The 26,687-nt window shown below is 74.1% G+C and carries 23 protein-coding genes and 1 pseudogene; 17 read left to right on the top strand and 7 right to left on the bottom strand.

What is annotated here, in order from left to right:
* Positions 1-116 precede the first annotated feature (116 nt).
* From G7Z13_RS15670 to G7Z13_RS15625, 10 genes and pseudogenes are all read left to right on the top strand, one after another.
* The gene (locus G7Z13_RS15670; RefSeq protein WP_165999841.1) at positions 117-923 is read left to right on the top strand and encodes a TIGR03084 family metal-binding protein; all 807 of its coding nucleotides are present in this window, start codon (positions 117-119) and stop codon (positions 921-923) included.
* Complete coding sequence (locus tag G7Z13_RS15665) at positions 920-2,596, top strand: acyclic terpene utilization AtuA family protein (protein WP_165999839.1); 1,677 nt, start codon at positions 920-922, stop codon at positions 2,594-2,596. Before G7Z13_RS15670 ends, G7Z13_RS15665 begins: the two co-directional genes overlap by 4 nt.
* Positions 2,593-4,191, top strand: coding sequence for a carboxyl transferase domain-containing protein (locus G7Z13_RS15660; protein WP_165999837.1), 1,599 nt, complete (start codon positions 2,593-2,595; stop codon positions 4,189-4,191). Before G7Z13_RS15665 ends, G7Z13_RS15660 begins: the two co-directional genes overlap by 4 nt.
* A gap of 8 nt (positions 4,192-4,199) precedes the next feature.
* On the top strand, positions 4,200-6,047 hold the full coding sequence (locus G7Z13_RS15655; protein ID WP_165999835.1) for a biotin carboxylase N-terminal domain-containing protein: 1,848 nt from the start codon (positions 4,200-4,202) through the stop codon (positions 6,045-6,047).
* 81 nt (positions 6,048-6,128) lie between these two features.
* Complete coding sequence (locus tag G7Z13_RS15650; RefSeq protein ID WP_165999833.1) at positions 6,129-7,262, top strand: acyl-CoA dehydrogenase family protein; 1,134 nt, start codon at positions 6,129-6,131, stop codon at positions 7,260-7,262.
* A 51-nt stretch (positions 7,263-7,313) separates the two neighbouring features.
* A pseudogene (locus tag G7Z13_RS15645) lies at positions 7,314-7,634 on the top strand (AMP-binding protein); the annotation flags it as partial.
* Between the two features lie 17 nt (positions 7,635-7,651).
* Positions 7,652-7,819, top strand: a complete 168-nt coding sequence (locus G7Z13_RS15640) for a 4-coumarate--CoA ligase family protein (RefSeq protein ID WP_165999831.1) — start codon at positions 7,652-7,654, stop codon at positions 7,817-7,819.
* On the top strand, positions 7,816-8,550 hold the full coding sequence (locus tag G7Z13_RS15635) for an enoyl-CoA hydratase family protein (RefSeq protein WP_165999829.1): 735 nt from the start codon (positions 7,816-7,818) through the stop codon (positions 8,548-8,550). The genes G7Z13_RS15640 and G7Z13_RS15635 overlap by 4 nt, the downstream gene beginning before the upstream one ends.
* A 4-nt stretch (positions 8,551-8,554) precedes the next feature.
* Positions 8,555-9,157, top strand: coding sequence for a TetR/AcrR family transcriptional regulator (locus tag G7Z13_RS15630; RefSeq protein WP_165999827.1), 603 nt, complete (start codon positions 8,555-8,557; stop codon positions 9,155-9,157).
* Between the two features lie 2 nt (positions 9,158-9,159).
* A complete protein-coding gene (locus tag G7Z13_RS15625; protein ID WP_165999825.1) occupies positions 9,160-9,717 on the top strand; it encodes a hypothetical protein in 558 nt (185 codons plus the stop codon).
* 22 nt (positions 9,718-9,739) lie between these two features.
* Here G7Z13_RS15625 and pdxH read toward each other — a convergent pair whose 3' ends face one another.
* A complete protein-coding gene (gene pdxH / locus G7Z13_RS15620) occupies positions 9,740-10,447 on the bottom strand; it encodes a pyridoxamine 5'-phosphate oxidase (protein WP_206313215.1) in 708 nt (235 codons plus the stop codon).
* 297 nt (positions 10,448-10,744) lie between these two features.
* Between pdxH and G7Z13_RS15615 the strand changes: the two genes are divergently transcribed.
* On the top strand, positions 10,745-11,845 hold the full coding sequence (locus G7Z13_RS15615) for a citrate synthase 2 (protein ID WP_165999823.1): 1,101 nt from the start codon (positions 10,745-10,747) through the stop codon (positions 11,843-11,845).
* 16 nt (positions 11,846-11,861) lie between these two features.
* Here G7Z13_RS15615 and G7Z13_RS15610 read toward each other — a convergent pair whose 3' ends face one another.
* Complete coding sequence (locus G7Z13_RS15610) at positions 11,862-12,881, bottom strand: isopenicillin N synthase family oxygenase (protein WP_165999821.1); 1,020 nt, start codon at positions 12,879-12,881, stop codon at positions 11,862-11,864.
* Positions 12,882-13,451: 570 nt separating this feature from the next.
* Between G7Z13_RS15610 and G7Z13_RS15605 the strand changes: the two genes are divergently transcribed.
* The gene (locus tag G7Z13_RS15605) at positions 13,452-13,844 is read left to right on the top strand and encodes a RidA family protein (protein ID WP_165999819.1); all 393 of its coding nucleotides are present in this window, start codon (positions 13,452-13,454) and stop codon (positions 13,842-13,844) included.
* Between the two features lie 150 nt (positions 13,845-13,994).
* Positions 13,995-15,386 carry a PAS domain-containing protein gene (locus tag G7Z13_RS15600; protein WP_165999817.1) on the top strand — a complete coding sequence of 464 codons (1,392 nt, stop codon included), beginning with the start codon at positions 13,995-13,997 and terminating at the stop codon, positions 15,384-15,386.
* Between the two features lie 20 nt (positions 15,387-15,406).
* Here the strand turns inward: G7Z13_RS15600 and G7Z13_RS15595 are convergent, their stop codons facing one another.
* Complete coding sequence (locus G7Z13_RS15595; RefSeq protein WP_165999816.1) at positions 15,407-16,162, bottom strand: SIS domain-containing protein; 756 nt, start codon at positions 16,160-16,162, stop codon at positions 15,407-15,409.
* Positions 16,163-16,397: 235 nt separating this feature from the next.
* Between G7Z13_RS15595 and G7Z13_RS15590 the strand changes: the two genes are divergently transcribed.
* Positions 16,398-17,090, top strand: coding sequence for a metal-dependent transcriptional regulator (locus G7Z13_RS15590; protein ID WP_165999814.1), 693 nt, complete (start codon positions 16,398-16,400; stop codon positions 17,088-17,090).
* A 472-nt stretch (positions 17,091-17,562) separates the two neighbouring features.
* Positions 17,563-18,489 (top strand): alpha/beta hydrolase, encoded by a 927-nt coding sequence (locus tag G7Z13_RS15585; RefSeq protein WP_165999812.1) that lies wholly within the window; start codon positions 17,563-17,565, stop codon positions 18,487-18,489.
* 49 nt (positions 18,490-18,538) lie between these two features.
* On the opposite strand, the gene G7Z13_RS15580 is transcribed toward G7Z13_RS15585, so the two are convergent.
* The 3 genes from G7Z13_RS15580 to G7Z13_RS15570 form a co-directional block, all read right to left on the bottom strand.
* Positions 18,539-20,143 (bottom strand): transporter, encoded by a 1,605-nt coding sequence (locus tag G7Z13_RS15580; RefSeq protein ID WP_165999810.1) that lies wholly within the window; start codon positions 20,141-20,143, stop codon positions 18,539-18,541.
* Positions 20,140-20,910, bottom strand: coding sequence for an ABC transporter ATP-binding protein (locus tag G7Z13_RS15575; protein WP_165999808.1), 771 nt, complete (start codon positions 20,908-20,910; stop codon positions 20,140-20,142). The genes G7Z13_RS15580 and G7Z13_RS15575 overlap by 4 nt, the downstream gene beginning before the upstream one ends.
* Positions 20,911-21,017: 107 nt before the next feature.
* On the bottom strand, positions 21,018-21,671 hold the full coding sequence (locus tag G7Z13_RS15570) for a bifunctional DNA primase/polymerase (protein WP_165999806.1): 654 nt from the start codon (positions 21,669-21,671) through the stop codon (positions 21,018-21,020).
* 354 nt (positions 21,672-22,025) lie between these two features.
* On the opposite strand from G7Z13_RS15570, the gene G7Z13_RS15565 reads away from it, so the two are divergent.
* Positions 22,026-23,411 (top strand): transcriptional regulator, encoded by a 1,386-nt coding sequence (locus G7Z13_RS15565; protein ID WP_165999803.1) that lies wholly within the window; start codon positions 22,026-22,028, stop codon positions 23,409-23,411.
* 200 nt (positions 23,412-23,611) lie between these two features.
* A complete protein-coding gene (locus G7Z13_RS15560; protein ID WP_165999801.1) occupies positions 23,612-25,273 on the top strand; it encodes a hypothetical protein in 1,662 nt (553 codons plus the stop codon).
* 34 nt (positions 25,274-25,307) lie between these two features.
* Here G7Z13_RS15560 and G7Z13_RS15555 read toward each other — a convergent pair whose 3' ends face one another.
* Positions 25,308-26,606 carry an ABC transporter substrate-binding protein gene (locus G7Z13_RS15555; protein WP_165999798.1) on the bottom strand — a complete coding sequence of 433 codons (1,299 nt, stop codon included), beginning with the start codon at positions 26,604-26,606 and terminating at the stop codon, positions 25,308-25,310.
* Positions 26,607-26,687 lie beyond the last annotated feature (81 nt).

The raw sequence follows: 26,687 nt of genomic DNA, 5'->3' as shown, positions 1-26,687 counted from the left end.
ACAAGCGCATCGCCCGGCCACGCACCCTCCCCCCTCCACCAGCGCCCCCGAAACTCGCCGCACAAATCAATGCAAGCATGCTTGCTTGTTTCTTGTGGCGCTGCCATGCTCCCCGCATGGCCGACCCGACGTCCCTGCCCGTGTTCGACGACCTCCGTGCCGAAAGCGAGGAACTCGACGCTCTCGTAGCCGAGTTGGAGCCCGAGCGGTGGGCGCTCGCGACGCCCGCGCCCGGCTGGACCATCGCCCACCAGATCGCCCACCTCGCCTGGACCGACCACTCCGCGCTGCTCGCGGTGACCGACGAGGAGGGGTTCCGGGCGATGGCCGAGAAGGCGCTCGCGGCGCCGGACTCCTTCGTGGACGAGGGTGCCGAGGAGGGCGCCCGGACGCCGCCCGCCGAGCTGCTGCGGCGCTGGCGGCAGGGCCGTACCGCCCTCGACCGGGCCCTTCGCGCCGCCCCGGCCGGTGCCCGTTTCCCCTGGTACGGGCCGCCGATGTCCGCGGCGTCCATGGCCACCGCCCGCCTGATGGAGACCTGGGCCCACGGACTGGACGTCGCGGACGCGCTCGGCGTCACCCGCGAACCCACCGACCGCCTCCGTCACATCGCCCGGCTCGGCTTCCGCACCCGGGACTTCGCCCACCTCGTGCACGGCCTGCCCGTACCCGCCGATCCGTTCCGGGTCGAGCTGACCGGGCCGCACGGTGACGTGTGGGCCTTCGGACCCGAGGACGCCCCGCAGCGGGTCACCGGACCCGCCCTCGACTTCTGCCTGCTCGTCACCCAGCGCGCCCACCGCTTCGGCCTCGCCCTGCGCGCCGAGGGCGCCGGCGCGGACCGCTGGCTGGACATCGCGCAGGCCTTCGCGGGACCGCCCGGCGGCGGACGGCCGCCTCAACCGAAGGGGGACGCCCGGTGAGCGCGCTGCGCGTCGGCAACGCGTCCGGCTTCTACGGCGACCGCTTCGACGCGCTGCGCGAGATGCTGACCGGCGGCGACCTGGACGTCCTCACCGGCGACTACCTCGCCGAGCTGACCATGCTGATCCTCGCCCGGGACCGGCTGCGGAACCCGGACGCCGGGTACGCCCGTACGTTCCTGCGGCAGCTGGAGGACACCCTCGGGCTCGCGCACGAGCGGGGCGTGCGGATCGTGACCAACGCCGGCGGCCTCAACCCCGCCGGACTCGCCGACGCCGTACGGGCGCTGGCGGACCGCCTCGGTGTCCCGGTCCGCGTCGCCCACGTCGAGGGCGACGACCTCACCGCGGCGTATCCGGGCAGCCTCGCCGCCCACGCCTACCTCGGCGGGTTCGGCATCGCCGCCTGTCTGCGCGAGGGCGCCGACATCGTCGTCACCGGCCGGGTGACGGACGCGGCGCTGGTCAGCGGGCCCGCCGCCGCGCACTTCGGCTGGGCGCCGACGGATCACGGCCGGCTCGCGGGGGCCGTCGTCGCCGGGCACGTGCTGGAGTGCGGCACGCAGGCGACCGGCGGCAACTACGCCTTCTTCCGGGACGGAGACGTCCGGCGGCCCGGTTTCCCGCTCGCCGAGATCCACGCCGACGGCACCTGTGTCGTCACCAAGCATCCCGGCACCGGCGGGTTCGTCGACACCGGCACGGTCACCGCCCAGCTGCTCTACGAGACCGGCGGCGCCCGGTACGCCGGACCCGACGTCACCGCGCGGCTGGACACCGTACGGCTCACCCAGGTCGGGCCCGACCGGGTGCGGATCGACGGGGTGCGCGGGGAGGCGCCCCCGCCCGCGCTCAAAGTCGGGGTGAACCGGCTCGGCGGCTTCCGCAACGAGGTGACCTTCGTGCTGACCGGCCTGGACGTCGAGGCCAAGGCCGCGCTGGTCCGGGAGCAGATGGCCGGCGTCCTCGCCGCGTCGCCGCCCGCCGAGGTCCACTGGGACCTCGTCCGCACCGACCGGCCCGACGCCCCCACCGAGGAGACCGCGAGCGCCCTGCTGCGGCTGGTGGTCCGCGACCCCGACCAGGAGACCGTCGGGCGGCCCCTGACCGCCGCCGCCGTGGAACTCGCCCTCGCCAGCTACCCCGGCTTCCATGTGCTCGCCCCACCCGAGAAGGGCTCCCCGTACGGGGTGTTCGAGGACGAGTACGTCCCCCAGGGCGCCGTCGCCCAGGTGGCCGTCCTCCACGACGGGCGGCGGATCACCGTGGCCCCGCCCCACGACACCCGGCCCCCGCACCCGGTCGACGAGCCACCCGCGCCCGAGCCGCTGCCGCCCGGTCCCACCCGCCGCGCCCCCCTCGGACTCGTCGTCGGCGCCCGCAGCGGCGACAAGGGCGGCAACGCCAACGTCGGCGTGTGGGCCCGCACGGACGAGGGCTGGCGCTGGCTCGCCCACACCCTCACCGTCGGCCTCTTCCGGCGCCTGCTGCCCGAGACCGCCGGCCTGACCGTCGTCCGCCACACCCTCCCGAACCTGCGCGCCCTGAACTTCACCGTCGAGGGGATCCTCGGCGCGGGCGTCGCCGCCCGGCACCGCTTCGACCCGCAGGCCAAGGCCCTCGGCGAATGGCTGCGCTCCCGCCACCTGGACATACCGGAGTCCCTCCTGTGACCGTCCTCCCGTCCTTCCTGGATCCCACCGACCCCGCCTGCGCGGCGAACCGCGAGGCCATGCTCGTCAAGCTCGCCGACCTCGACGCCGAGCACGCCAAGGCCCTCGCGGGCGGCGGCGAGAAGTACGTCGAACGGCACCGGCGGCGCGGCAGACTCCTCGCCCGGGAACGCGTCGAGCTGCTGCTCGACCCGGACACCCCGTTCCTGGAGCTGTCCCCGCTGGCCGCCTGGGGCAGCGAGTACGCCGTCGGCGCCTCCCTCGTCACCGGCGTCGGCGTCGTCGAGGGCGTCGAGTGCCTGATCACCGCCAACGACCCCACCGTGCGGGGCGGCGCCTCCAACCCCTGGACGCTGAAGAAGGCCCTGCGCGCGAACGACATCGCGCTCGCCAACCGGCTGCCCTGCATCAGCCTGGTGGAGTCCGGAGGGGCCGACCTGCCGTCCCAGAAGGAGATCTTCATCCCCGGCGGCGCCCTCTTCCGCGACCTCACCCGGTTGTCCGCCGCCGGCATTCCCACCGTCGCGGTCGTGTTCGGCAACTCCACCGCCGGAGGCGCGTACGTCCCCGGCATGTCCGACCACGTGATCATGGTCAAGGAGCGGGCGAAGGTGTTCCTCGGCGGGCCGCCGCTGGTGAGGATGGCCACCGGGGAGGAGAGCGACGACGAGTCCCTGGGCGGCGCCGGGATGCACGCGCGCGTGTCCGGCCTCGCCGACCACTTCGCCGTCGACGAGCGGGACGCGCTGCGCCAGGCCCGCCGGGTCGTCGCCCGCCTCAACCACCGCAAGGCGTACCCGGATCCGGGGCCCGCCGAGCCGCCCAAGTACGACCCGGAGGAGCTGCTGGGCATCGTCCCCGGCGACCTGAAGACCCCCTTCGACCCGCGCGAGGTCATCGCCCGGATCGTCGACGGCTCCGACTTCGACGAGTTCAAGCCGCTGTACGGCACCAGCCTGACCACGGGCTGGGCCCGCCTGCACGGCTACCCGGTCGGCATCCTCGCCAACGCGCGGGGCGTGCTGTTCAGCCAGGAGTCCCAGAAGGCCGCCCAGTTCGTCCAGCTCGCCAACCAGCGCGACATCCCGCTGGTCTTCCTGCACAACACCACCGGCTACATGGTCGGCAAGGAGTACGAGCAGGGCGGCATCATCAAACACGGCGCGATGATGATCAACGCGGTCAGCAACTCCCGCGTGCCCCACCTGTCCGTCCTCATCGGCGCCTCCTACGGCGCCGGCCACTACGGCATGTGCGGCCGCGCCTACGACCCGCGCTTCCTGTTCGCCTGGCCCAGCGCCAAGTCGGCCGTGATGGGCCCGCAGCAGCTCGCGGGCGTCCTGTCGATCGTCGCCCGGCAGTCCGCCGCCGCCAAGGGGCAGCCGTACGACGAGGACGCCGACGCCGCCCTGCGCGCCATGGTGGAGCAGCAGATCGAGTCCGAGTCGCTGCCGATGTTCCTGTCCGGGCGGCTGTACGACGACGGCGTCATCGACCCGCGCGACACCCGCACCGTCCTCGGCCTGTGCCTGTCCGCCGTCCACACCGCGCCCTACGAGGGCGTGCGCGGCGGCTTCGGCGTCTTCCGGATGTGAGGGACCCCGTGATCACTTCTGTGCTCGTCGCCAACCGGGGCGAGATCGCCTGCCGCGTCTTCCGCACCTGCCGTGAGCTGGGAATCCGGACCGTCGCGGTCCACTCCGACGCCGACGAGAACGCCCTCCACGCGCGCGTGGCCGACACGGCCGTACGCCTGCCGGGCACCACCCCCGCCGACACCTACCTGCGCGGCGACCTGATCGTGAAGGCCGCCCTCGCGGCCGGCGCCGACGCCGTGCACCCCGGCTACGGCTTCCTCTCCGAGAACCCCGGCTTCGCCCGCGCGGTCCTCGACGCGGGCCTCGTCTGGATCGGCCCGCCCCCCGAGGCCATCGAGGCCATGGCGTCCAAGACCCGCGCCAAGCGGCTGCTGGGCCTCGCCCCGCCCGGCGAGGTCACCGAGGCCGACCTGCCCGTGCTGGTGAAGGCGGCGGCCGGGGGCGGCGGGCGCGGCATGCGCGTCGTACGCCGCCTCGCCGACCTGGACCGGGAGCTGACGGCCGCCCGCGCGGAGGCCCGGTCCGCGTTCGGCGACGACGAGGTGTTCACCGAGCCGTACGTCGAGAACGGCCGCCATGTGGAGGTGCAGCTCCTCGCCGACACCCACGGCACGGTGTGGGCGCTCGGCACCCGCGACTGCTCCCTCCAGCGCCGCCACCAGAAGGTCGTCGAAGAGGCCCCCGCACCGGGTCTGACTCCCCAACTGACCCGCGAGCTGCACGAGACCGCCGTACGCGCCGCCCGCGCGGTCGGCTACACCGGCGCCGGCACCGTCGAGTTCCTGGTCGCCGACGGCACCGCCCACTTCCTGGAGATGAACACCCGCCTCCAGGTCGAACACCCCGTCACCGAGGCCGTGCACGGCATCGACCTGGTCGCCCTGCAGATCCGTGTCGCCGAGGGCCACGCCCTGGAGAACGACCCGCCCCCCGCGCGCGGCCACGCCGTCGAGGCCCGCCTCTACGCCGAGGACCCGGCGAACGGCTGGGCCCCGCAGACCGGCACCCTGCACCGCCTCGCCGTCCCGGACACCGTCCGCCTCGACACCGGCTACACCGACGGCGACCCGATCGGCGTCCACTACGACCCCCTCATCGCCAAGGCGATCGCCCACGCGCCCACCCGCGCGGAGGCGATCCGCAGACTCGCCGGCGCCCTGGAGCAGGCCGCGATCCACGGCCCGGTCACCAACCGCGACCTCCTCGTGCGCTCCCTGCGCCACCGGGAGTTCACCTCCGCCCGCATGGACACCGGCTTCTACGACCGGCACCTGACCGAGCTGACCCGGCCCGCCCCCGACCCGTACGCCCCGCTCGCCGCCGCCCTCGCCGACGCGCACGGCCGCTCCCGCTTCGGCGGCTGGCGCAACCTGCCCTCCCAGCCGCAGACCAAGCGCTACCTGATGGCCGGCGAGGAACACGAGGTCCGCTACCACCACACCCGCGCGGGCGGCCTCGAAGCCGACGGAGCGCGCGTCCTGCACGCCGACGCCGCCCACGTCGTCCTGGAGACCGACGGCCTGCGCCGGACGTACACGATCGCCCGCTACGGCGACGAGATCCACGTCAACCGGACGGTCCTGCGCGCCCTGCCCCGCTTCCCCGACCCCACGCAGCAGCACGCCCCCGGCTCCCTGCTCGCCCCCATGCCCGGCACGGTCGTCCGCATCGCCGACGGCCTCACCGAAGGCGCCGCCGTCCAGGCCGGACAGCCCCTCCTGTGGCTGGAGGCGATGAAGATGCAGCACCAGATCACGGCCCCCGCGACGGGCACCCTCGAAGCCCTCCACGTCGAACCGGGCCGGCAAGTGGAGCCCGGCACCCTCCTGGCCGTGGTGACCACCACCCCGTAGGGGCGCGGGACCGCACCGATATGCGGCTCCGCCGCGTGTGCGCGATCGACCACCGACAACCCGCAGACCGGAGAATTCCCCGTGACCACCCTCATCGAATCCGAAGAGAACAAAGCCCTCCGATCCGCCGTGGCCGCCCTCGGCACCCGCCACGGCCGCCACCACGACCACCGGCACCTGTGGTCCGAGGCAGGCGAACTGGGCTACCTCGGCGTCAACCTGCCCGAGGCCTACGGCGGCGGAGGCGGCGGCATCACCGAACTCTCCATCGTCCTCGAAGAACTCGGCGCCGCGGGCGCCCCCCTCCTCATGATGATCGTCTCCCCGGCGATCTGCGGCACGGTCATCGCCCGCTTCGGCACCGAGGAACAGAAGCGGACCTGGCTCCCCGGCCTCGCCGACGGCACCCGCCTCATGGCCTTCGGCATCACCGAACCCGACGCCGGCTCCAACAGCCACCGCATCACCACCACCGCCCGCCGCGACGGCACCGACTGGCTCCTCACCGGCCGCAAGGTCTTCGTCTCCGGCGTCGACATCGCCGACGCCACCCTCATCGTCGGCCGCACCCAGGACGCCCGCACGGGCCGTCTGAAGCCCTGCCTGTTCATCGTCCCGCGGGACGCGCCCGGCTTCGGGCGCCGCAGGATCGACATGGAGCTCGACGCCCAGGAGAGGCAGTTCGAACTGACCCTGGACGACGTCCGGCTCCCCGCCGGCGCGCTCGTCGGCGACGAGGACGCCGGCCTGCTGCAGCTCTTCGCCGGACTCAACCCCGAGCGGATCATGACGGCCGCGTTCGCGATCGGCATGGGCCGGTACGCCGTCGCCAAGGCCGTCGAGTACGCCCGCGACCGCACCGTCTGGAAGGCCCCGATCGGCGCCCACCAGGCCATCGCCCACCCCCTCGCCCAGTCGCACATCGAGCTGGAACTGGCCCGCCTGATGATGCAGAAGGCGGCCCGCCTCTACGACACGGGCGACGACACCGGCGCCGGCGAGGCCGCGAACATGGCCAAGTACGCCGCCGGCGAGGCCTGCGCCAAAGCCGTCGACCAGGCCGTGCACACCCTCGGCGGCAACGGCCTCACCCGTGAGTTCGGCCTCGCCTCCCTCGTCACGGCCGCGCGCGTGGCCCGTATCGCACCGGTGAGCCGGGAAATGATCCTGAACTACGTCTCCCACCAGACCCTCGGTCTGCCGAAGTCGTACTGAGCCCGTACCGAGGCCGTACGGGCACCCGCCCCCGCGCGAGGAGGAACCGCGATGTTCCGCAGCGAGTACGCAGACGTCCCGCCCGTGAACCTGCCCATCCACGAAGCGGTCCTGGGCCGCGCCGCCGAGTTCGGCGACGCCCCCGCGCAGATCGACGGCACCGACGGCACCACCCTCTCCTACGAGCAGGTGGACCGCTTCCACCGCCGCATCGCCGCCGCGCTCGCCGAGACGGGCGTCCGCAAGGGCGATGTCGTCGCCCTGCACAGCCCCAACACCCTCGCCTTCCCCCTCGCCTTCTACGCCGCCACCCGCGCGGGCGCCGCCGTCACCACCGCACACCCGCTCGCCACCGCCGAGGAGTTCGCGCGCAGGTCCCCCGCGCGTACGTGGTGCGCCGCCCGGACGCGGGGCACCTCTCCGAAGGAGAGATCATGATGTACGTCGCCGAACGCGTCGCCCCCTACAAACGCGTCCGCCAGGTCACCTTCACCGACACCGTGCCCCGCGCCGCCTCCGGCAAGATCCTGCGCCGCGAACTCAGGGAGCGGACATGACCTCGGTCACCCGCACCCGCGCCCGCGGCATCGAAACCCTCACCCTCGACGCCCCGCACCACCGCAACGCGCTCTCCGCGGCCCTCGTCGGCGAACTGGCCGACGCGCTCACCGCCTGCGCCGAGGACACCGGCGTCCGCGCGGTCGTCCTCACCCACACCGGCACCACCTTCAGCGCCGGCGCCGACCTGCGCGACCCACCCGGCCCCGACGCCCTCGTCGCCCTCCTGCGCCACCTCGTCGCCCTGCCCAAACCGGTCGTCGCCCGCGTCACCGGACACGTCCGCGCGGGCGGCCTCGGGCTGCTCGCCGCCTGCGACATCTCCGCCGCCTCCCACACCGCCACCTTCGCGTTCACCGAGGTACGCATCGGCGTCGCCCCCGCGGTGATCTCCCTGCCGCTGCTGCCCCGCACCGACCCGCGTGCCCTCACCCGCTACTGCCTCACCGGGGAACGCCTCGACGCCGCCGAAGCCGCCCGCATCGGCCTGATCACCGCGGCCGGCGACGACGTCGACGACGTCCTCGCCCCCGTCCTCGACGGGCTGCGCCGCTCCTCGCCCCAGGCCCTCGCCGAGACGAAACGGCTGCTCACGGCTAGGGTGCTGGAAGCCTTCGAGCGGGACGCGGCCGGTGTGACCGCGCTCTCGGCCGGGCTGTTCGCCTCCCCGGAGGCCCGCGAGGGCATGACGGCCTTCCTGGAACGACGGGATCCCGAATGGGTGCTGTGACGGAATGAGTGCTGTGACGACAGTCGACCGTGTCCCCAAGCAGGACCGCAGCCGCGCCACCCGGCAGCGGCTGCTGGCCGCCGCCGTGGCCTGCCTCGCCGAGCACGGCTGGGCCGGGTCCACGGTCTCCGTCGTCGCCGAACGCGCCGGCGTCTCCCGCGGTGCCGCCCAGCACCACTTCCCCACCCGCGAGGACCTGTTCACCGCCGCCGTCGAGTACGTCGCCGAGGAACGCTCCGGCGCCCTGCGCGCCCTCTTCCCCGAGGGCGCCGCCGGCGACCGCCGGGCCGTCGTCGCCGCCCTCGTCGACCTGTACACCGGCCCCCTCTTCCGCGCCGCCCTCCACCTGTGGGTCGCCGCGTCCAACGAGGCACAACTGCGGCCCCGCGTCACCGAACTCGAAGCCCGCGTCGGCCGCGAGACCCACCGCATCGCCGTCGACCTCCTCGGCGCCGACGAGACCCGCCCCGGCGTCCGCGAGACCGTGCAGGGCCTGCTCGACATGGCCCGCGGCCTCGGCCTCGCCAACCTCCTCACCGACGACGCCGCGCGCCGCGACCGCGTCGTGGCCCAGTGGGCGGCACTGCTCGACGGGGCGCTGGACTGACCATGGGAGACCGGTTCCAGGTGATCGCCGACCTCGACGCGACCACCACCGACGCCGCACGGCTCGCCACCCGCGTCACGGCCTGGCTCGCCGCCGAGGGCGTCGTACTCGCCGAACGCACGCCGTGCGTCCCCGGCCGGCCCCTCGGCCACCCGCCCGGCCCGCACTGGGAGCGGGCCGTGGACGACGACTGGGACCGGCCGCCCTCCGACGGGCTCGCCGTCCACACCGGGCGCACCGGCTTCACCAGCGGAGCCGACCTTCCGGACGCGGCCGTCTGCCCGCGCTGCAGGGCGGTCACGCCACTCGACGACACGCTGTGGCCCCGCTTCCACGACGCCATGCGGACCTGGCACGACGCCGGCTCCGCCACCGTCGCCTGCCCGGTCTGCGCCGCACCCGTCGCCGTACCCGACTGGACGTGGGACGACCGCCCCCTGGCCTTCGCCCACCTCGGCTTCGAGTTCTGGAACTGGCCCGACCTCAGCGACACGTTCCAGGCCCGCCTGACCACCCTCCTCGACGGCCACCGCACGGTGTACCTGTGGGGCGGCTACTAGGGGGTGTCTGCCCGGGCACCCGTCAGGGACTGAGCCGCTCCACCCGCCAGCCCCCGCCCGGCTCCGCCACGTACCGCAGCCGGTCGTGCAGCCGGTTCTCCCGCCCCTGCCAGAACTCCACCGACGACGGCACCACCCGGAACCCGCCCCAGTGCGGCGGCACCGGCACCCGCTCACCCTCCGGATAACGGGCCTCCAGCTCGGCGTACGCGGCCTCCAGCTCCGCACGCGAGCCGATCACCGAGGACTGCGCGCTCGCCCACGCCCCCAGCTGCGAACCGTGCGGCCGGCTCCGGAAGTACGCGGCCGTCTCGTCCCGCCCGGTACGCCGCGCCACGCCCGTGACGATCACCTGCCGCGCCATCGGATACCAGGGGAACAGCAACGACACCTGCGGGTTCTCCGCCAGCTCACGGGCCTTGCGGGAGTCGTAGTTGGTGTAGAAGACGAAGCCCTGCTCGTCGAACTGCTTCAGCAGCACCGTGCGGGAACTCGGCCGCCCCTGCGCGTCGGCCGTCGAGACGACCATCGCGTTCGGCTCGAACAGCCGCCCCTCCGTCGCGGCCTGCCGGAACCACCGCGCGAACTGCCGCACGGGCGTCGCCGCGAGATCGGCCTCGGCCAGCCCCTCCTCGCGATAGTGCTTGCGCATCACCGACGGGTCGGGGACGGGCTCGTGCGGGACGGCGGGAACGGCGTCATGCTCGGTCACCCGGTCATCTTGCCGTATGCCCCGGGGCACCCCGCCACGGTGTCCTTCGTCACTGCGTGGCACTGAGTGCCGCGAAACCTCCCCAGGGTTGACACCCAGGGATATCGTGCAGATGCCGGCCCGGTGGGGTGACCACCAGGCCGACGGGGCATGACCCGAGTGAACGTTCGGGACCGCGAGCCAGCCCAGGCCGTGGATCCTCGCGGCGCTCACCCACCCCGCGGGCCACACCCGAGCCGGCCCATCACCGTCGTACCGCCCACACCCCGCACGCCGTCCCACCCACCCGTCGTACACATCACGAGGAGCCGCCTGATGTCCGACTTCGTACCCGGACTCGAAGGAGTCGTCGCGTTCGAGACGGAGATCGCCGAACCGGACAAGGAGGGCGGCGCCCTCAGGTACCGGGGAGTCGACATCGAGGACCTGGTCGGTCACGTCTCCTTCGGCAACGTCTGGGGCCTGCTCGTCGACGGCGCCTTCAACCCCGGCCTCCCGCCCGCCGAGCCGTTCCCCATCCCCGTGCACTCCGGCGACATCCGCGTCGACGTCCAGTCCGCGCTCGCCATGCTCGCCCCCGTCTGGGGCCTGAAACCCCTCCTCGACATCGACGCCGAACAGGCCCGCGAGGACCTCGCCCGCGCCGCCGTCATGGCCCTGTCCTACGTCGCCCAGTCCGCCCGCGGCCAGGGCCTGCCCATGGTCCCGCAGCGCGAGATCGACAAGGCCCGGTCCGTCGTCGAACGCTTCATGATCCGCTGGCGCGGCGAGCCCGACCCCAAGCACGTCGCCGCCGTCGACGCCTACTGGACCTCCGCCGCCGAGCACGGCATGAACGCCTCCACCTTCACCGCCCGCGTCATCGCCTCCACCGGAGCCGACGTCGCCGCCGCCCTCTCCGGCGCCGTCGGCGCCATGTCCGGCCCCCTCCACGGCGGCGCGCCCTCCCGCGTCCTGCACATGATCGAGGAGATCGAACGCACCGGGGACGCCGAGGCGTACGTCAGGAAGACCCTCGACAAGGGCGAGCGCCTGATGGGCTTCGGCCACCGCGTCTACCGCGCCGAGGACCCCCGCGCCCGCGTCCTGCGCCGCACCGCGCGGGAACTCGGCGCCCCGCGCTTCGAGGTCGCCGAAGCCCTGGAGAAGGCGGCCCTGGCCGAGCTCCACGCCCGCCGCCCCGACCGCGTCCTCGCCACCAACGTCGAGTTCTGGGCCGCCATCGTCCTCGACTTCGCCGAGGTCCCCGCGCACATGTTCACCTCGATGTTCACCTGCGCCCGCACCGCCGGCTGGTCGGCGCACATCCTGGAACAGAAGCGCACCGGCCGCCTCGTGCGCCCCTCCGCCCGCTACATCGGCCCCGGCCCGCGCGACCCGCGCGAGATCGAGGGCTACGCGGACATCGCGCACTGAGCCGCCGCGGGCGGCGTCACGCGGGGCTCAGCAGCCCCGCGTGATGCCGCTCGGCCACCAGCGGATGCGCCCGCAGCTTGCCCTTCAGCTCGTTGAAGCCGTACTCCGCGAACAGCGGATTCGCCGGATCGTCGGTCACGCCCCGCGCGGCCGAGGCATGTGGGAACGGCAGCGGCTCGACCCGCGCGTCCAGCCGCGGGTTGTAGAAGAACGGCACGGAGAACCGCTCCGTGGCCCCCGGCGGCGACACGACCCGGTGGTTCGTGGCCACCAGATAGCCGTTGGTGGCCACCTCCAGCAGCTCGCCCAAGTTCACCACGAACGCCCCGGCAACCGGCGGCACGTCATGGAACAGCCCGTCCTCCCGCTGCACCTGGAGCCCGCCCACCCCGTCCTGCAGCAGCAGCGTGAGGAACCCGTAGTCCTTGTGCGCGCCCACCCCCTGCTCGGCGCCGTCCACCGCGCTCCCCGGATACCGCACCAGCTTCAGATGCGGATGCGCGTGCTCCCCGAAGATCGGGTCGTAGAAGTCGGCGGGCGCCCCGATCGCCGCCAGCAGCTCGTGCAGCAGCCGCTCCGCGACCCCGCTCAGCCGGTCGATCCACGCCAGCGCGGCCGTCCGCAGCTCGGGCAGCGCCGCCGGCCACTGGTTCGGCCCCTGCAGCCACCAGTACGCCGGCTCACCCGGCCCGGGCACCCGCACCGGCCGCTCCGCCCCGATGTCCAGCTGGTCCCGCCAGTCCCGCGCACCGCCGGTGCGCTCGTCACCGACGCGCGTGTAGCCGCGGAAGTGCGGCGAGTTCACGTTGTCCAGCGCCACCCGCTCCGCCTCCGGCAGCGCGAAGAACCGCCGCATGGCCGACAGCAACGCCTCCGTCTCCTCCTCGGTGACCCCGTGCCCGACGAGCTGGAAGAAGCCCACGTCCCGGGCGGCCGCGTGCAACCGGTCACGGAAAGCCGCCCGCGCCCCGGGCCCGGCATGGGCATCGGACAGATCGATCACGGGAAGCTGCTGGTACGACACGTGAGAGTTCATGAGGACATCCGCGGGGTGTACGGGGGCCCGCGCCCCCGCCGGGGTGGGGCGGAGACACGGCGCACCGAAGGAAGGAAAGGAACAGCCCGGAAGCTCAGGAGATCAGGGAGCCGAAGGGCGGGCGGCAGAGCCAGAACCGGCGATCAGCCGGGAAAACGGGCCCGAGCGCTCAGATCGTGAAGCGTCGACAGCCCATGCTCGTGACGCGGACGAAGTCCACATGGCGGCGTCGAACGAGCGGAAGCATGCCCCCAGCGTACTGCCCCGGAAAACGCAGACGACCCGCGAGCCTGGTCCTCCTGGAAGGAGGAGCCGGTCGGACGTACCGGCAGCTCGCGGGTCGGGTGACTGCTTGGGATTGGGCCGGCTGCGCGCTTCGCTCACGCGCTGGTCCGGCACCGCACTGAGTGTGGTGACGAGCCGCTAGCCCGCAGCCACCTCACGCGTCCGGTTTTCATACATCTGCCGAACCACCTCCCTTCTCGTGTACCGCACACCCTAGGAAGTGGCACCGCGCCACTCAACCTTTTTTCGCGAGTGCTGCAGCTCTCGGTGCATGACAATGCGTGCATGACAAAGCGGCGGGCGATTCTCAGTGGTTCGGTGTTCGAGGAGCGGATCGGGTACGCGCGGGCCGTGGTGGACGGGGACTGGGTGCACGTGTCGGGGACGACCGGGTACGACTACGCGACCATGACGATCTCCGACGACGTCGTCGAGCAGGCCGAGCAGTGTCTGCGGAACATCGGGGCGGCGCTGGAGGAGGCGGGGTGCTCGTTCGCCGACGTGGTGCGGGTGCGGTATCTGCTGCCGGACCGGGGGGACTTCGAGCCGTGCTGGCCGGTGCTGCGGGCCTGCTTCGGCGAGGTGCGGCCGGCGGCCACGATGATGGTGTGCGGGCTGGCCGATCCCCGGATGAGGATCGAGATCGAGGTGTACGCGCGGCGGCCCGGGGCCGGGTGAGGGAGGGAGTTACCGGCGGGCAACGATTCCTCGGTGATTCCCCGCAATCTTGCGGGAACCATATGTGGGCTGAGTCACGTTCCAGTTGAATGAGGCCAGTGAGCACGACTGACGTGCCGTACGTGCGGACACAGCCTGCAGGGGGTCCAGGTGAGTGCTTCCCGGCGTAGTGGGACCACTGACGAACTGGGGCCGGACGAGCCGGAGCGGGACGGTGCCGATCTGCTGGCCGCCCTGCTGGACGGCATGGACGCGGCCCTGTGCGCGTTCGACGCCGACGGGGTCGTCACGCACTGGAACCGCGAGGCCGAGCGGATCCTCGGCTGGAGCGCGGCCGAGGCCGTGGGCCGGCACGGGTTCGCCGGCTGGGCGGTGCGCAGCGCGGACGCCGAGGAGGTCGAGGCGCGGCTGCTGTCGGCCATGCACGCGCCCGGCCGGCAGGTGCACGAGTTCGCGCTGCTGACGAAGGACGGCGGGCGGGTGCTCGTGCGGACCCAGTCGGCGGCCGTGCGCGGCCCGGACGGCAAGCCCGCGGGGGTGTACTGCGCCTTCAGCGAGGTGCACGCGCAGATCGACCTGGAGCGGTCCATCGCGCTGAGCGAGGCGTTGTTCGAGGACGCGGGCTGGGGCGTGGTGCTGGTCGACGCCGATCTGCGCCCGGCCGTGGTCAACGCGCACGCGGCCCGTGCGCTGGGCCTGGGGCGTACGGCGGTGCTGGGCCGGCCGCTCGGGGATCTGCTGGCGCAGGGCGTGGAGGAGCTGGAGGCGGTGCTCACCCATGTGCTGGCCGAGGGCGCGCCTCCCGCGCCCGCCGAGGTGTGGGTGGGGGTGCGCACGCCGGAAGGGGTGCGGCGGCGCTGCTGGCGCTGCGGGTTCGTCCGGCTGGCCTCGCCGCTCGCGGAGGAGCCGGTGCCGCTGGGGGTGGGCTGGCTGTTCCTGGACGTCACGGAGGCCAAGCAGGGCGAGCAGGAGGCGGCGCAGCTGCGGTTCCGTACGAATCAGCTGCACCGCGCGGCGCGGGCGGCGGCGGAGTGCGAGGACCCGCTGGAGGCGGCGACCGTCCATCTCGACTTCGCGCTGGCCGGGTTCGCCGATCACGCGCTGATCGACCGGGTGGCGGGCGGTGCGGTCATGGAGGGGGAGGGCGCGCCTGAGGTGCGGTTGATCCGGGTCGCGGCGACTCCCTCGGGTGCGCCGGGGCCGAGTCTGTCGGTGGGGGCGGCGGGGCTGCCGGTGCGGTACGGCGAGGGGCATCCGGCGTTGAGCTGCGTCGAGCGGGCCGGCACGGTGCGGGTCAGTGTGGGGAACGTGCCCGCCGAGCGGGCGCGGGCGTGGGCGTTGGCCCGGCAGTGGCCGCCGGACGCGGTGCACGCGCTGTGCGCGGTGCTGCGCAGCCGGGGCCGGACGCTGGGGGCGGTGACCTTCCTGCGGGGTGCCGGGCGCAGCGCGTTCGACCGGTCGGACACGCCGTACGCCGAGGACGTCGCCGTACGGATCGCGGGCGCGCTGGATCTGGCGGGGCTGCTGCGGCCGGAGGCGTAGCCGCGAGGGTGCCGGTCCGGTCAGTGGTGGTAGAAGATCCGGTCGCCGTACTCCTCCAGGATGCGGCCGTTCCATTCGTGGCCGCCGTCGACGTTGCCGGAGCGCAGCAGCGGGGGTTCGATGCCGCGTTCGGCGAGGGTGCTGGCGGCGGTGGCCATGACGGCCTGGAGGAGGGCGGTGGTGACGACCGTGGAGGCGGGCGCGAAGGGGGCGGGGACGCTGTCGAGGGTCAGTTCGGCGTCGCCGACGGCGATCTTGGAGTCGAGGACGATGTCGCAGTGGTCCTTGAGGAAGGTGCCGGAGGAGTGCCGGGAGCCGGTCTTGGTGGCGTAGGCGACGGAGGTGACGCCGATGACGTGGATGCCGAGGGCGCGGGCGTTGATGGCCATCTCGACGGGCAGGGCGTTGCGTCCGGAGAGGGAGATGATCACCAGGGCGTCGCCCGCGCGGAGGGGCGAGCTGTCCAGGACGGCGGCGGCGAGGCCGTCGACGCGTTCCAGGGCGGAGCCGAGGGTGGCGGGCATGACGTCGACGCCGACGACGCCGGGGACGGCGAGGAGGTTCATCAGCGCGAGGCCGCCGGCGCGGTAGACGAGGTCCTGGGCGGCGAGCGAGGAGTGGCCGGCCCCGAAGGCGAACAGCCGGCCGCCGGCGGTGACGATGTCGGCGAGCAGGGTGCCGGCCGCGGCGATGGAGGCGGCCTCCTCGTCGCGGACCCGTCGCAGCAGGCCGATGGCGGCGTCGAGGTACCGGTCGGCCGGCTTGCTGTCGCCCATGCGAGCTCCTTCGCACCGTTGCGTGTGTCGCGGATCACCGTGCGGTCTGGACCATTGTGCTGTCAATACGGGGGAGGGGACGGGCCGCCCGGCGTGGACCGCTCCGCCCGCGGTCTCGCGTTTCGGCGGCGCGGCACGGTTGTCAGTGGCATCCGGCAGAATTGATGGCAGGGCCAGCGCACGCGCCGAGGTGCCGTCGAGCCCTCGGCAGATCTCATCTCATCGAGGGGCACGTATGTCCGGACTGATCGACACGACGGAGATGTATCTCCGCACCATCCTCGAGCTGGAGGAGGAAGGTGTGGTCCCCATGCGCGCCCGGATCGCCGAGCGGCTCGACCAGAGCGGGCCGACGGTCAGCCAGACGGTGGCGCGGATGGAGCGTGACGGGCTGGTGTCCGTCGCGAGCGACCGGCACCTGGAGCTGACCGAGGAGGGCCGCCGGCTCGCCACGCGTGTGATGCGCAAGCACCGGCTCGCGGAGTGTCTGCTCGTCGACGTGATCGGCCTGGAGTGGGAGCAGGTGCACGCCGAGGCCTGCCGCTGGGAACACGTGATGAGCGAGGCGGTCGAGCGGCGCGTCCTGGAGCTGCTGCGCCACCCGACCGAGTCGCCGTACGGCAACCCGATCCCGGGGCTCGAGGAGCTGGGCGAGAAGGACGGCGCCGACCCGTTCCTCGACGAGGGCATGGTCTCGCTGGCCGAGCTCGACCCGGGCACGGAGGGCAAGACGGTGGTGGTGCGCCGGATCGGCGAGCCGATCCAGACGGACGCCCAGCTGATGTACACGCTGCGGCGCGCGGGTGTGCAGCCCGGTTCGGTGGTGAGTGTGACGGAGTCGGCCGGCGGTGTGCTGGTGGGCAGCGGCGGCGAGGCCGCCGAGCTGGAGGCGGACGTGGCGTCCCACGTGTTCGTCGCCAAGCGCTGAGTCTTCGTCGTCAGACCTTGAGACGGCGCGCGGCGGGCGCCGGGCCGCCCGCCCGACTCGCTTGCCGTCCCCGGGAGTCGTGACCCGGAACGCCGACGACCGGACGCCGGGCGTGTCAGGCTGTCCGGTGTGGGCCCCGGTGCCCTGTCAGGTGTGGGCCCCGGCGCCTCGCGGCGCCGGGGCCTGTCCTCCCCTGCTTCGACCCGGAGCCCCGAGCTCTCAGGGTCGTCCCCCTCGGACCGGTTTTCCCCGAGCGGTCCGCCTCCCGCTGAGAGATCTCCCCTCGGCGGCGGCGATCATTCCTTGAGCGGGGTCACTCGAACGAGGGGTGTTGTCCGCGGACGCCGTATCTTCGAATGGGCTTTCGATAGTCTGCGGGGGCGGACGACAGCACCGCACGGCAGTACGGCAGCACCAGAAGCACGACCAGCAGTACTCAGGCGTACGAGCGGAGCTTGGGGGTGCCGGGATCATGGCACGGCGTATCGACGTGACCGGAGCGGGCGGCGTACGCCTTGCCGCCTGGGAGTTCGGCGACCCACCCAAGAGCGGCACCGGCCCGGACCCCGCCCGGCCCGGCGTGCTGTTACTCCACGGCCTCATGGGCCGCGCCTCCCACTGGGCGCCCACCGCCCGCTGGCTCGCCGAGCGCCACCGCGCCGTCGCACTCGACCAGCGCGGGCACGGCCAGAGCGAGAAGCCCCCGCGCGCCGCCTACACCCGCGAGGCCTACGTCGACGACGCCGAGGCCGCCCTGGAACAGCTCGGCCTCGGCCCGGCCGTGCTGATCGGCCACGCCATGGGCGCGCTGACCGCCTGGCAGCTCGCCGCCAAACGCCCCGACCTGGTGCGCGCCCTGATCATCTGTGACATGCGGGCCTCCGCGCTGGGCGCCGCCTCGCAGCGCGAGTGGGCCGCCTGGTTCGCGTCCTGGCCGGTGCCCTTCGCCACGCTCGCCGACGTCCGCAAGTGGTTCGGCGAGGACGACCCCTGGGTGGAGCGCCCCAACCCGGCCCGCGGCGCGTTCTACGCCGAGGTCATGGCCGAGTCCCCGGACGGCTGGCGGCCCGTCTTCGAGCCCGAGCAGATGCTGAGGTCCCGCGAGACCTGGGTGTACGACGCCCACTGGGAGGAGCTGGCCCGGGTCCGCTGCCCCACCCTGGTGGTCCGCGGCCTCGACGGCGAGCTGGGCCGTGCCGAGGCCCAGGAGATGGTCCGGGTCCTCCCGCGCGGCGAGTACGCCGAGGTCGCCGACGCCGGCCACCTCGTCCACTACGACCAGCCGGAGGCCTGGCGCGCGGCGATCGAGCCGTTCCTGAACCGCCTCCGCGACGACGGCCTCCCCGAGAATGGCGCTCCCGAGAACGGCGTCCCCGAGGACGGCGTCCGCGAGACCTGACCCCGCCCGCGCCCCCGGCCGCGTCCCCGCCCGCGCCCGCGCCCTCACCTCACGCCTTGCTCACCGCCGTGAGGATCTCCGGCAGCCGCGCCGCCGTGCGGGGCGCGGCCAGGCGCAGGCCGGCGTAGGCGAGGCCCGCGCCCCAGACCGTGCCCACCGGCAGCAGCAGCGGGCTCCACCGCTCGGCGTCCGCGCCCGTGTGGATCCACACCGCCGCCGCGATGACGGGCGAGCACAGCAGCGCGGCGGCCACCATCCCGCCGAAGATGGAGATCCAGGCGAGCCCGGCCTGGCCGGGGGCCACGTTCTTGTAGCCCTCCTGCGGGATGGAGTACGGGAACCGCGCCGAGGTCCACGCCCCGGTCGCCAGCATCGCCCCGAGCAGCGCGAAGGACAGCCCCAGCGCCTCCGGCAGCCGCGCCCAGTCGCCGAGCAGGCCCGCGGTGAGGACGGTGACCGCGGCGGCGTACGGCAGGGTGATCACCAGCAGGGCCAGTGCCCGCGCGCGCAGCTCGGCATAGGCGTCCCGTGGGGACGAGATCGTCATCGCGACCATCCAGAACGCGGAGGTGTCCTGCCCGAACTGGTTGTACATCTGGATGCCGAGCATGCCCGCCGCGAAGCAGGCGAAGTACACCGACCCGGTGCCCTGGACCGCGTTGAACACCGGCACGATCAGCCCGATCGCCAGCGAGGTCACCCACGCCGCCTTGGTCTTCGGGTCCCGCCACACATAGCGCAGGCTGCGCTCCATCACGGTCCCGGTCCGCCCGCCCGGCAGCAGCCGCCCGAGCCGCGTCGAGGACCGCTCCCGCGCGGCCCCGGCCGCGCCCGGCAGCGTGGACGCGTCCGGCGAGGTCATCAGCCGGGTCAGATGCCTCGCCCATACGGCGATCAGGGCGGCCAGCGCCGCCACGCTGAGCGCCAGTTGCAGCGCGGCCGTCGCGTGGTCGCCGCCGCTGACCGAGTGCACCGCGCCGAGCGCCGACGCGGGCGGCACCCAGCGCAGTACGTCCGCCGCCGGGTCGAGCTGCCCGAGCCCGGCGGAACCGAGCCGCTGCGCACCGAAGTTGACGACCTGCGCGCCGATCGCCACGACCAGCCCGCTCAGCACCGCGAGGTCGCGGCCCCGACGGCTGGTCAGCAGCCGGACGTTGGCGGCGGCGACGGCCCGCGCGAAGGCCACGCAGACTAGCAGCCCCAGCACGACGGCGACCACGCCCACGGCGTACGCCGCCGCCCCGCGCGCCACCGTGACCACCGAACCGGCGAACAGGCAGAGCGTGAACAGCGGCCCGATCCCCACCAGCGAGGCGGTGAGCAGCGCCCGCACCAGCGGCCGGGGCCGCAGCGGCAGCATCACCAGCCGGGTCGGGTCGAGGGTCTCGTCGCCGCTGGGGAAGAACAGCGGCATCACCGCCCACCCCAGGCCCAGCACCGCCGCCAGCAGCACGACCAGGGAGTCGGCGTGCGCGGTGCCGCGCAGCAGGACCAGCCCGAGCACCTGGAGCGCGGCGAACAGCAGTGTGACGACGGCCGACGCGAGGTACGCGGCCCGGCGCCCGCCGGACTGCCGCAGCCCGTTGCGCAGCAGCGACAGCTTCAGCCGTACGACGGTGGCGGTGAGACCCGTGCGGGTGCCGGGCGTGCTCACCGGGCGCCGCCGCCGAGCCAGTCGAGGTCGGTCCCGGCGTCCCGGCCGTGCGCGCCGACCAGCTCGAGGAAGGCCTTCTGCAGGGTGGGGGCGGTGCCCCGCACCTCGGCGAGGGTGCCGTGCGCGCGGATCCGTCCGGCGGCCATGACGGCGACCCAGTCGCACAGCGACTCGACCAGTTCCATCACATGGGAGGAGAAGACCACGGTGGCGCCGGAGGCGGTGTACCGCTCCAGGACGCCCCGGATGGTCTGCGCGGAGACCGGGTCGACGCCCTCGAACGGCTCGTCGAGGAACAGCACCTCGGGGTTGTGCAGCAGGGCCGCGGCCAGGCCGATCTTCTTGCGCATGCCGGTCGAGTAGTCCACGACCAGCTTGTGCTGCGCGCCCGCCAGATCCAGGACGTCCAGCAGCTGGGTGGCGCGCTTGTCCACCTCGGCGCCGGGCAGGCCGCGCAACCTGCCCGTGTACGCCAGCAGTTCCCGCCCCGACAGCCGCTCGAACAGCCGCAGCCCCTCGGGCAGCACCCCGATCCGCGCCTTCACCTCGACCGGGTCCCGCCACACGTCGTGCCCGACGACCTCGACGGTGCCCTGGTCGGGCCGCAGCAGCCCGGTCACCATGGAGAGCGTCGTGGTCTTCCCGGCCCCGTTGGGCCCGACCAGCCCGACGAACTTCCCGGCGGGCAGCTCCAGATCGATCCCGGCGACGGCGACCTGCTGCCCGAACCGCTTCCAGAGCCCTTGCACACGTACGGCTGACGTCATGCCTGAACCCTACGGTCACGTCCCCGCCCGGGGGCGCGGGGAGTCGCGCCATCAACCCCCGTGACCCGCAGCCGCCGACGACCGGCGAGCGGGCGGAGCCTCCGGCGTCAGCGATCCCGCCCGCACGCGTAGGCGAGCGGCGAGATCAGCTCCTCGGCGTCCGGCAGCCACCGGTTCGCGGGCGTCGGCCGGCAGGCCCACTGCACGGCCCCCCGCGACCCGTACCGCGTGGGAGGCGCCGCCACGTAACCGCCCTCGCCGAGCGCCACCAGATCCAGCGACGCCGGCGACCAGCCCAGCTTGCGCACCAGGTCCGGCACCTTGGCGGCGGCCCCGGGCAGGACGAAGAACTGCATCCGCCGGGCCGGCGTCAACGTCACCGGGCCCAGCGTGAGTTCCATCCGCTGCATGCGCGCGAGCGCCAGGAACCCGGCCGTCTCCGGCACGCAGATCGCGTCGAACGTACGCCCCGTGGGCAGCAGGATCGAGGCGTCCGGCTGCTTCTGCCACATCCGGCGCGCGACGGTCGCGCTGCCCGTCGCCTGGGTCGCCCAGTCCGCGCGCGCGGGGTGCGCGCCGGGCTCCTCGCACAGCGGGTCGCCGCAGGAGCAGCGCTGATGTCCGTCGACGGCTTCCAGCCAGGTGCCGGGGAACACGTCCCAGTGGCGCTCCTCGGCGTAGCGAACGGCGGTCTCCAGCAGCGAGTCCCCGCGCTGCTGGGGAATCTGTGCGGTCTCGGTGCCCCGGATCGTCTCTTCCACGTGGAACTCAACTCCCGCGCCCACCACGGGTTACGGCCCCGTGCGCGCGCGGGGGAGGAGCATCGATTCGGCGTCCGGGGCGCATGGGTGCATGTATGGGGGCGCGCGGTTGGGTCCGCGGGGGGAGCTGGGTAGCCACGAGGGGGGACGGGTGGGTACGGGGCGCTCTTACCCCGGCGTACCCGGTAATCCGTGCATGCCTCGTGTTTTCGGGGCATGTCCGCATTTTCGGTACGACCGTGGGGCATTGATCTTCACGACCGGAATCCCTCGCCGCCGGCGAGGGGCGACGGGCGGGGAAGACACGACAACTCGGTGCACGGGCAGGCACCGCAGCCACAGGGGGTTTACGCCATGGCCGCAAGGCCTCTCGTCGCGCGGCAGCCGAACGAACGGCTGCAGGCGCTCATCCAGGAGGCGGGGTGCTCGAACGCCGGGCTCGCCCGCCGGGTCAACATGTGCGGCGCCGAACACGGACTCGACCTGCGCTACGACAAGACGTCCGTGGCACGCTGGCTGCGCGGACAGCAGCCGCGCGGCCGCGCCCCGGCGATCATCGCCGAGGCGCTGGGCCGCAAACTCGGCCGTACGGTCACGATCGACGAGATCGGCATGGCCAACGGCAAGAACCTCGCGTCGGGCGTCGGCCTCCAGTTCTCGCCGACGGTACTGGGAGCCATCGAGCAGGTCTGCGAGCTGTGGCGCAGCGACGTCGGACGCCGCGACTTCCTGTCCGGTTCGTCCGTCGCCGCCTCGGCGCTGGTCGAGCCGAGCCGCGACTGGCTGATCTCCGCGCCCGACGCGCAGGTGGCGCGCTCGGCCGGTCCCCGCGTGGGCCGGTCGGACGTGGCCGCCGTGCGCTCGATGACCCAGGCGCTGGTCGACCTGGACCACCAGTACGGCAGCGGGCACGTCCGCCCGGTCGTCGTGCACTACCTCAACAGCGTCGTCTCCGGGCTGCTCGCCGGGTCCTACCGGGAGTCCGTCGGCCGCGAACTGTTCGCCGCCGTCGCCCGGTTGACCGAGCTGGCCGGTTACATGGCGGTGGACACCGGGCAGCCGGGGCTCGCCCAGCGCTACTACATCCAGGCACTGCGACTCGCCCAGGCGGCGGGCGACCGCGGCTACGGCGGCTATGTGCTGGCCGCCTCCATGAGCCACCTGGCCGCCCAGCTCGGGAACCCGCGGGAGATCGCCCAGTTGGCGCGGGCGGCGCAGGAGGGGGCGCGGGGGCGCGTGACCCCGCGCGCGGAGGCCATGTTCCACGCGGCGGAGGCGCGCGGCCACGCGCTGATGGGGGACGCGCGGGCCGCCCAGGCCGCCGTGGGGCGCGCGGTGAGCGCCATGGAGCAGGCGGACCCGGACTCCGGGGACGACCCCGCGTGGATCGCCCACTTCGACCAGGCCTACCTCGCCGACGAACTCGCCCACTGCCACCGCGACCTGGGCCAGGCCGAGGCCGCCGCCCGGTGCGCGCGGCAGTCCCTGGAGGGACACCCCGCGTCCCGGGCCCGGCGCCGCGCGATCGGCTATGTGCTGCTCGCCACGGCGCAGGTGCAGCAGCGCGAGATCGAAGAGGCCTGCCACACCGGGCTGAAGGCCGTGGAGCTGCTGGAGACCCTGCGCTCCAACCGGGGCGCCGAGTACCTGGAGGACTTCCAGCAGCGTCTGGAGCCGTTCCGGGACGAGGCGGTGGTGAGGGAGTTCGGGGCGCGCCTGGATCTGCAGCCGGCCGCGTGAACGGACGGCCCGCCGCCGGGTGACGGCGCGGGAAACGGGTGGTTGACGGGCGGAGGTGACGGGAGGACAGCGTCGCGGGCCGGTCGCGGGAGCGCGGTCACAGGTCACAGGGCCGGGTCCTGTGCTGCGTGGCACCCGGCTCGGGGGACCCGGTAGCGTGAGCCGACGATTCCGAAGGTCCCCCATTCGTAGGAGTCCCGGTGACGCAGAGTGGACAGGGCGAGGAGCCCTCGGCGCAGCGCGCGCACGAAGGCATCGTGCTGCCCTCCGACGGTGGCGAGCCCGTGCTGCCGGGCGCGCAAGGAGGCCCCGGCCGCCCCGCCGACGGCCCCCTTCCGGCCCAGGCCCCGCCCGGCGCCCAGTCCTGGGGCGAGCCCTGGGGGCCCGGACCGCAGCAGCACGCCGCGACCCCGCAGCAGCAGAACTGGCCGGCGCCGCCGGACCAGGCGTGGGGCGACCCGCAGGGCGGCCACCCCGCGCCCCGGCCCGGCGACGGCGCCCCGCCCGCACAGCAGGCCCCGTCCGCGCCGGGCGCGGGTCCGCTGCCGCCCGAGGGGGCGTCCGGCCCGTCGTACGGCGGGGACGCGGGGGCGCCGGGTGCCGCGTACGGTCCGCACGCGGGCGCGCCCGCGCAGGCGTACGGCCCCGGCCCGTACGCGCAGGCGCCCGGTGCGGCGTACGGAGGCCACGCGGGCGGTTACGACGGTTCGGGCCGGCCGGTGCAGGGCGGCGCGGCGGGGGCGTACCCCGGCACCCCCGGTGGCGGGCCGCTGCCGCCGGCCGCCGACGAGGGCGCCACGCAGTACATACCCCCGGTCGGGGCCGCACCCGGCCCGGACGGGGCCACCCAGTACCTGCCGCCCGTGCGGCCCGCGGCCGACGAGGGCGCGACCCAGTACCTGCCGCCGGTGACGCCGGGGGCGCTGCCGCCGGAGATGCCCGCCGCGGGATCCGCCGAGCGTCCCGACGAGAGCACCCGGTACCTGGGGCGGGTCCCCTCGGGCGAGACGCCCGGCGGGCAGCCGCCGGCCGGGCCCGACGCGCAGGCCACGCAGTACATCCCGCCCGTCGCCGGGGGCCGGCAGACGCCCGCCGAGTTCGACAGCCTCTTCCGCGCGGACGGCCCCGCCGAGGGCACCCGGCACCTGCCCCACGTCCAGGACCCCCCGCGGCCGCCGGCGCCCGCCTACGACGAGCCCGCGCCGGGCCGGGGCCGCGGCGGTCGCACCGGCTCCCGGGTGCCGCTGATCGCGGCGTGCGGCGTCGCCATCGCGGTGGTCGGGATCGGCGCGGGAGCGCTCCTCGCCGACAACGGCGGCGAGGAGGAGTCACCGCGGCCGGTCTCCGCGACGGCGCCCGCGAGCCAGTCCGCGAGCGCGTCCCCGTCGCCGTCCGCCGACCCGGCCGAGCAGCAGGCGGTCGCGCTGGACAAGCTGCTCGCCGACAGCGGCGACAGCCGCACCGCCGTGATCAACGCGGTCAACGACGTGAAGTCCTGCACCAACCTCACCCAGGCGGCCAAGGACCTGCGGGACGCGGCCGAGCAGCGCAACGAGCTGGTCACCCGGCTGTCCGGGCTGGCCGTGGACAAGCTGCCGGACCACGCGGCGCTGACCACCGCGCTCACCAACGCGTGGAAGGCGTCCGCGTCCGCCGACAACCACTACGCCGGCTGGGCCGACCAGGTCGCCGCGCGCAAGGGCAAGCTGTGCAAGAAGGGGCAGGCCCGCAGCACCCCGCAGACGGAGGCGGGCAACCGCGAGAGCGGCACCGCGACGACGCAGAAGGCGCAGGCCGCCAAGCTGTGGAACGCGATCGCCCGCACGTACGGGCTGACCGAGCGGCAGCCGACCCAGCTGTGAGGCCCGGGCGGGGGTGAGGGCGGGCGCCGGGCGCTCAGGCGACCTCGGCGCCCTCCAGGGTGCGCGTGACGTCGATGAAGCCCTCGCGGGCCTCGACCAGGCGGCCGTCGCGGACGACCTGGAGGGTGACGTTCGCGTTCACCAGCCGCGGGAAGCCCACCGAGGCGAGCCGGTCCTGGAACTTCCAGCGCAGGGTCGGGGTGAGCCCGCCGGTGGCGACCTCGACGCCGTCGTCCAGGGCCCGGCGCACGGCGGTCGCCGTCAGCTCCTCGTCCGCGCCGATGCCCTCGGCGACCGCCCGGAAGACGGTGTAGGCGATCCAGGTGGTCTGCACCCCGGCGTCCGCGGGATCGATCCGGGTGTCGGCGAAGGCCTGCTCGCGGATCACCCGCTTCATCTCGTCCCAGCGCTTGTCGGTCTCCACCGGGTACCAGCCCGTGATGTACGCCCCCTCGTACGGGCCCGAGCGGCCGCCGGAGGCGTCGATCACGGTCTGGTCGACGCTGCCGAGCACGGTGCCGGTGCGGACGTCCGGGAAGTCCTCCCGCGTGCGGCGGAAGGAGTCCATGAAGGTGCTGGTGCGGCCGCCGAGCGCGGGCACCACGCAGCCCTTGCGGGCCGGGTCGGCCGTCGCCTGCCGCAGCGCGCGCTGCGCCTGGGCGGAGTACTCGGTGGCGTCCTCGGCGGCGTGCAGGTCGGCCGCGCTCGCGTGGCCGCCCGCCTCCAGGCCCGCGTTGATCAGGGTGGGCAGCTCGTCGCCGGCGATGGTGTCGGGGCGGACCAGGGTGACCGGGCCGCAGCCGCGGGCCAGCTCCTTGCCGAGGCCGGCCAGCAGCGCGGGCTGGCCGCCGTTGACCGGGTAGGAGAGCGGGCTGGTGAACTCATCGTTGGTGGCGCCGTAGCCGCCGATGTAGGGGATGCCGGCGCCCTCCAGCACCGGGAAGAAGGACCCGGCGTACTGGCTGTACGAGCCGACCACCGCGACCGCGTTCTCCCTGACCGCGCGGCGGGCGCACTTGGCGGCGCCCACGCTGTCGTTGTGGTCGTTGCAGATCAGCACCCTGAGCTTGCGGCCGTCGATGCCGCCCTGGGCGTTCACGTGGCGGGCGTAGGCGAGGGCGAGGGCGGGCATGCCGGGCTTGTCGGTCGCGTTGGTGTCCGACGGCGCCCAGGTCATGACGGTGATCGTGTCGTCCCCGGCACCCCCCGTGACACCGGGGACGACACCGCATCCGGCGGCCAGTGCGGCGCACGTCACCATGGCGGCCACCGCCGCGGCGCGCCGGGTGACGAAGGGGAGGAAGGTGCTGCGGGTGCGTCGCCTGCCGGTCATGGTCACGCACGATTCCGCCACATCGCTAACCTGGGAGTGACCTTCGGTCAACGAACGGTGACCTACGGGTGAATTACGGGG

The organism is Streptomyces sp. JB150, from assembly GCF_011193355.1.
GTDB lineage: Bacteria > Actinomycetota > Actinomycetes > Streptomycetales > Streptomycetaceae > Streptomyces.
This window is presented reverse-complemented; position numbering and strand designations above follow the sequence as displayed.

What these genes read in the sequence shown, in the direction of transcription:
- G7Z13_RS15575 (WP_165999808.1), bottom strand. Translation starts at nt 20,910, where the DNA reads ATGACGTCAGCCGTACGTGTGCAAGGGCTCTGGAAGCGGTTCGGGCAG.
- G7Z13_RS15565 (WP_165999803.1), top strand. Translation starts at nt 22,026, where the DNA reads ATGGCCGCAAGGCCTCTCGTCGCGCGGCAGCCGAACGAACGGCTGCAG.
- G7Z13_RS15595 (WP_165999816.1), bottom strand. Translation starts at nt 16,162, where the DNA reads ATGGGCGACAGCAAGCCGGCCGACCGGTACCTCGACGCCGCCATCGGC.
- G7Z13_RS15605 (WP_165999819.1), top strand. Translation starts at nt 13,452, where the DNA reads ATGACAAAGCGGCGGGCGATTCTCAGTGGTTCGGTGTTCGAGGAGCGG.
- G7Z13_RS15625 (WP_165999825.1), top strand. Translation starts at nt 9,160, where the DNA reads ATGGGAGACCGGTTCCAGGTGATCGCCGACCTCGACGCGACCACCACC.
- G7Z13_RS15590 (WP_165999814.1), top strand. Translation starts at nt 16,398, where the DNA reads ATGTCCGGACTGATCGACACGACGGAGATGTATCTCCGCACCATCCTC.
- G7Z13_RS15630 (WP_165999827.1), top strand. Translation starts at nt 8,555, where the DNA reads ATGAGTGCTGTGACGACAGTCGACCGTGTCCCCAAGCAGGACCGCAGC.
- G7Z13_RS15635 (WP_165999829.1), top strand. Translation starts at nt 7,816, where the DNA reads ATGACCTCGGTCACCCGCACCCGCGCCCGCGGCATCGAAACCCTCACC.
- G7Z13_RS15610 (WP_165999821.1), bottom strand. Translation starts at nt 12,881, where the DNA reads ATGAACTCTCACGTGTCGTACCAGCAGCTTCCCGTGATCGATCTGTCC.
- G7Z13_RS15670 (WP_165999841.1), top strand. Translation starts at nt 117, where the DNA reads ATGGCCGACCCGACGTCCCTGCCCGTGTTCGACGACCTCCGTGCCGAA.
- G7Z13_RS15585 (WP_165999812.1), top strand. Translation starts at nt 17,563, where the DNA reads ATGGCACGGCGTATCGACGTGACCGGAGCGGGCGGCGTACGCCTTGCC.
- G7Z13_RS15615 (WP_165999823.1), top strand. Translation starts at nt 10,745, where the DNA reads ATGTCCGACTTCGTACCCGGACTCGAAGGAGTCGTCGCGTTCGAGACG.
- G7Z13_RS15555 (WP_165999798.1), bottom strand. Translation starts at nt 26,606, where the DNA reads ATGACCGGCAGGCGACGCACCCGCAGCACCTTCCTCCCCTTCGTCACC.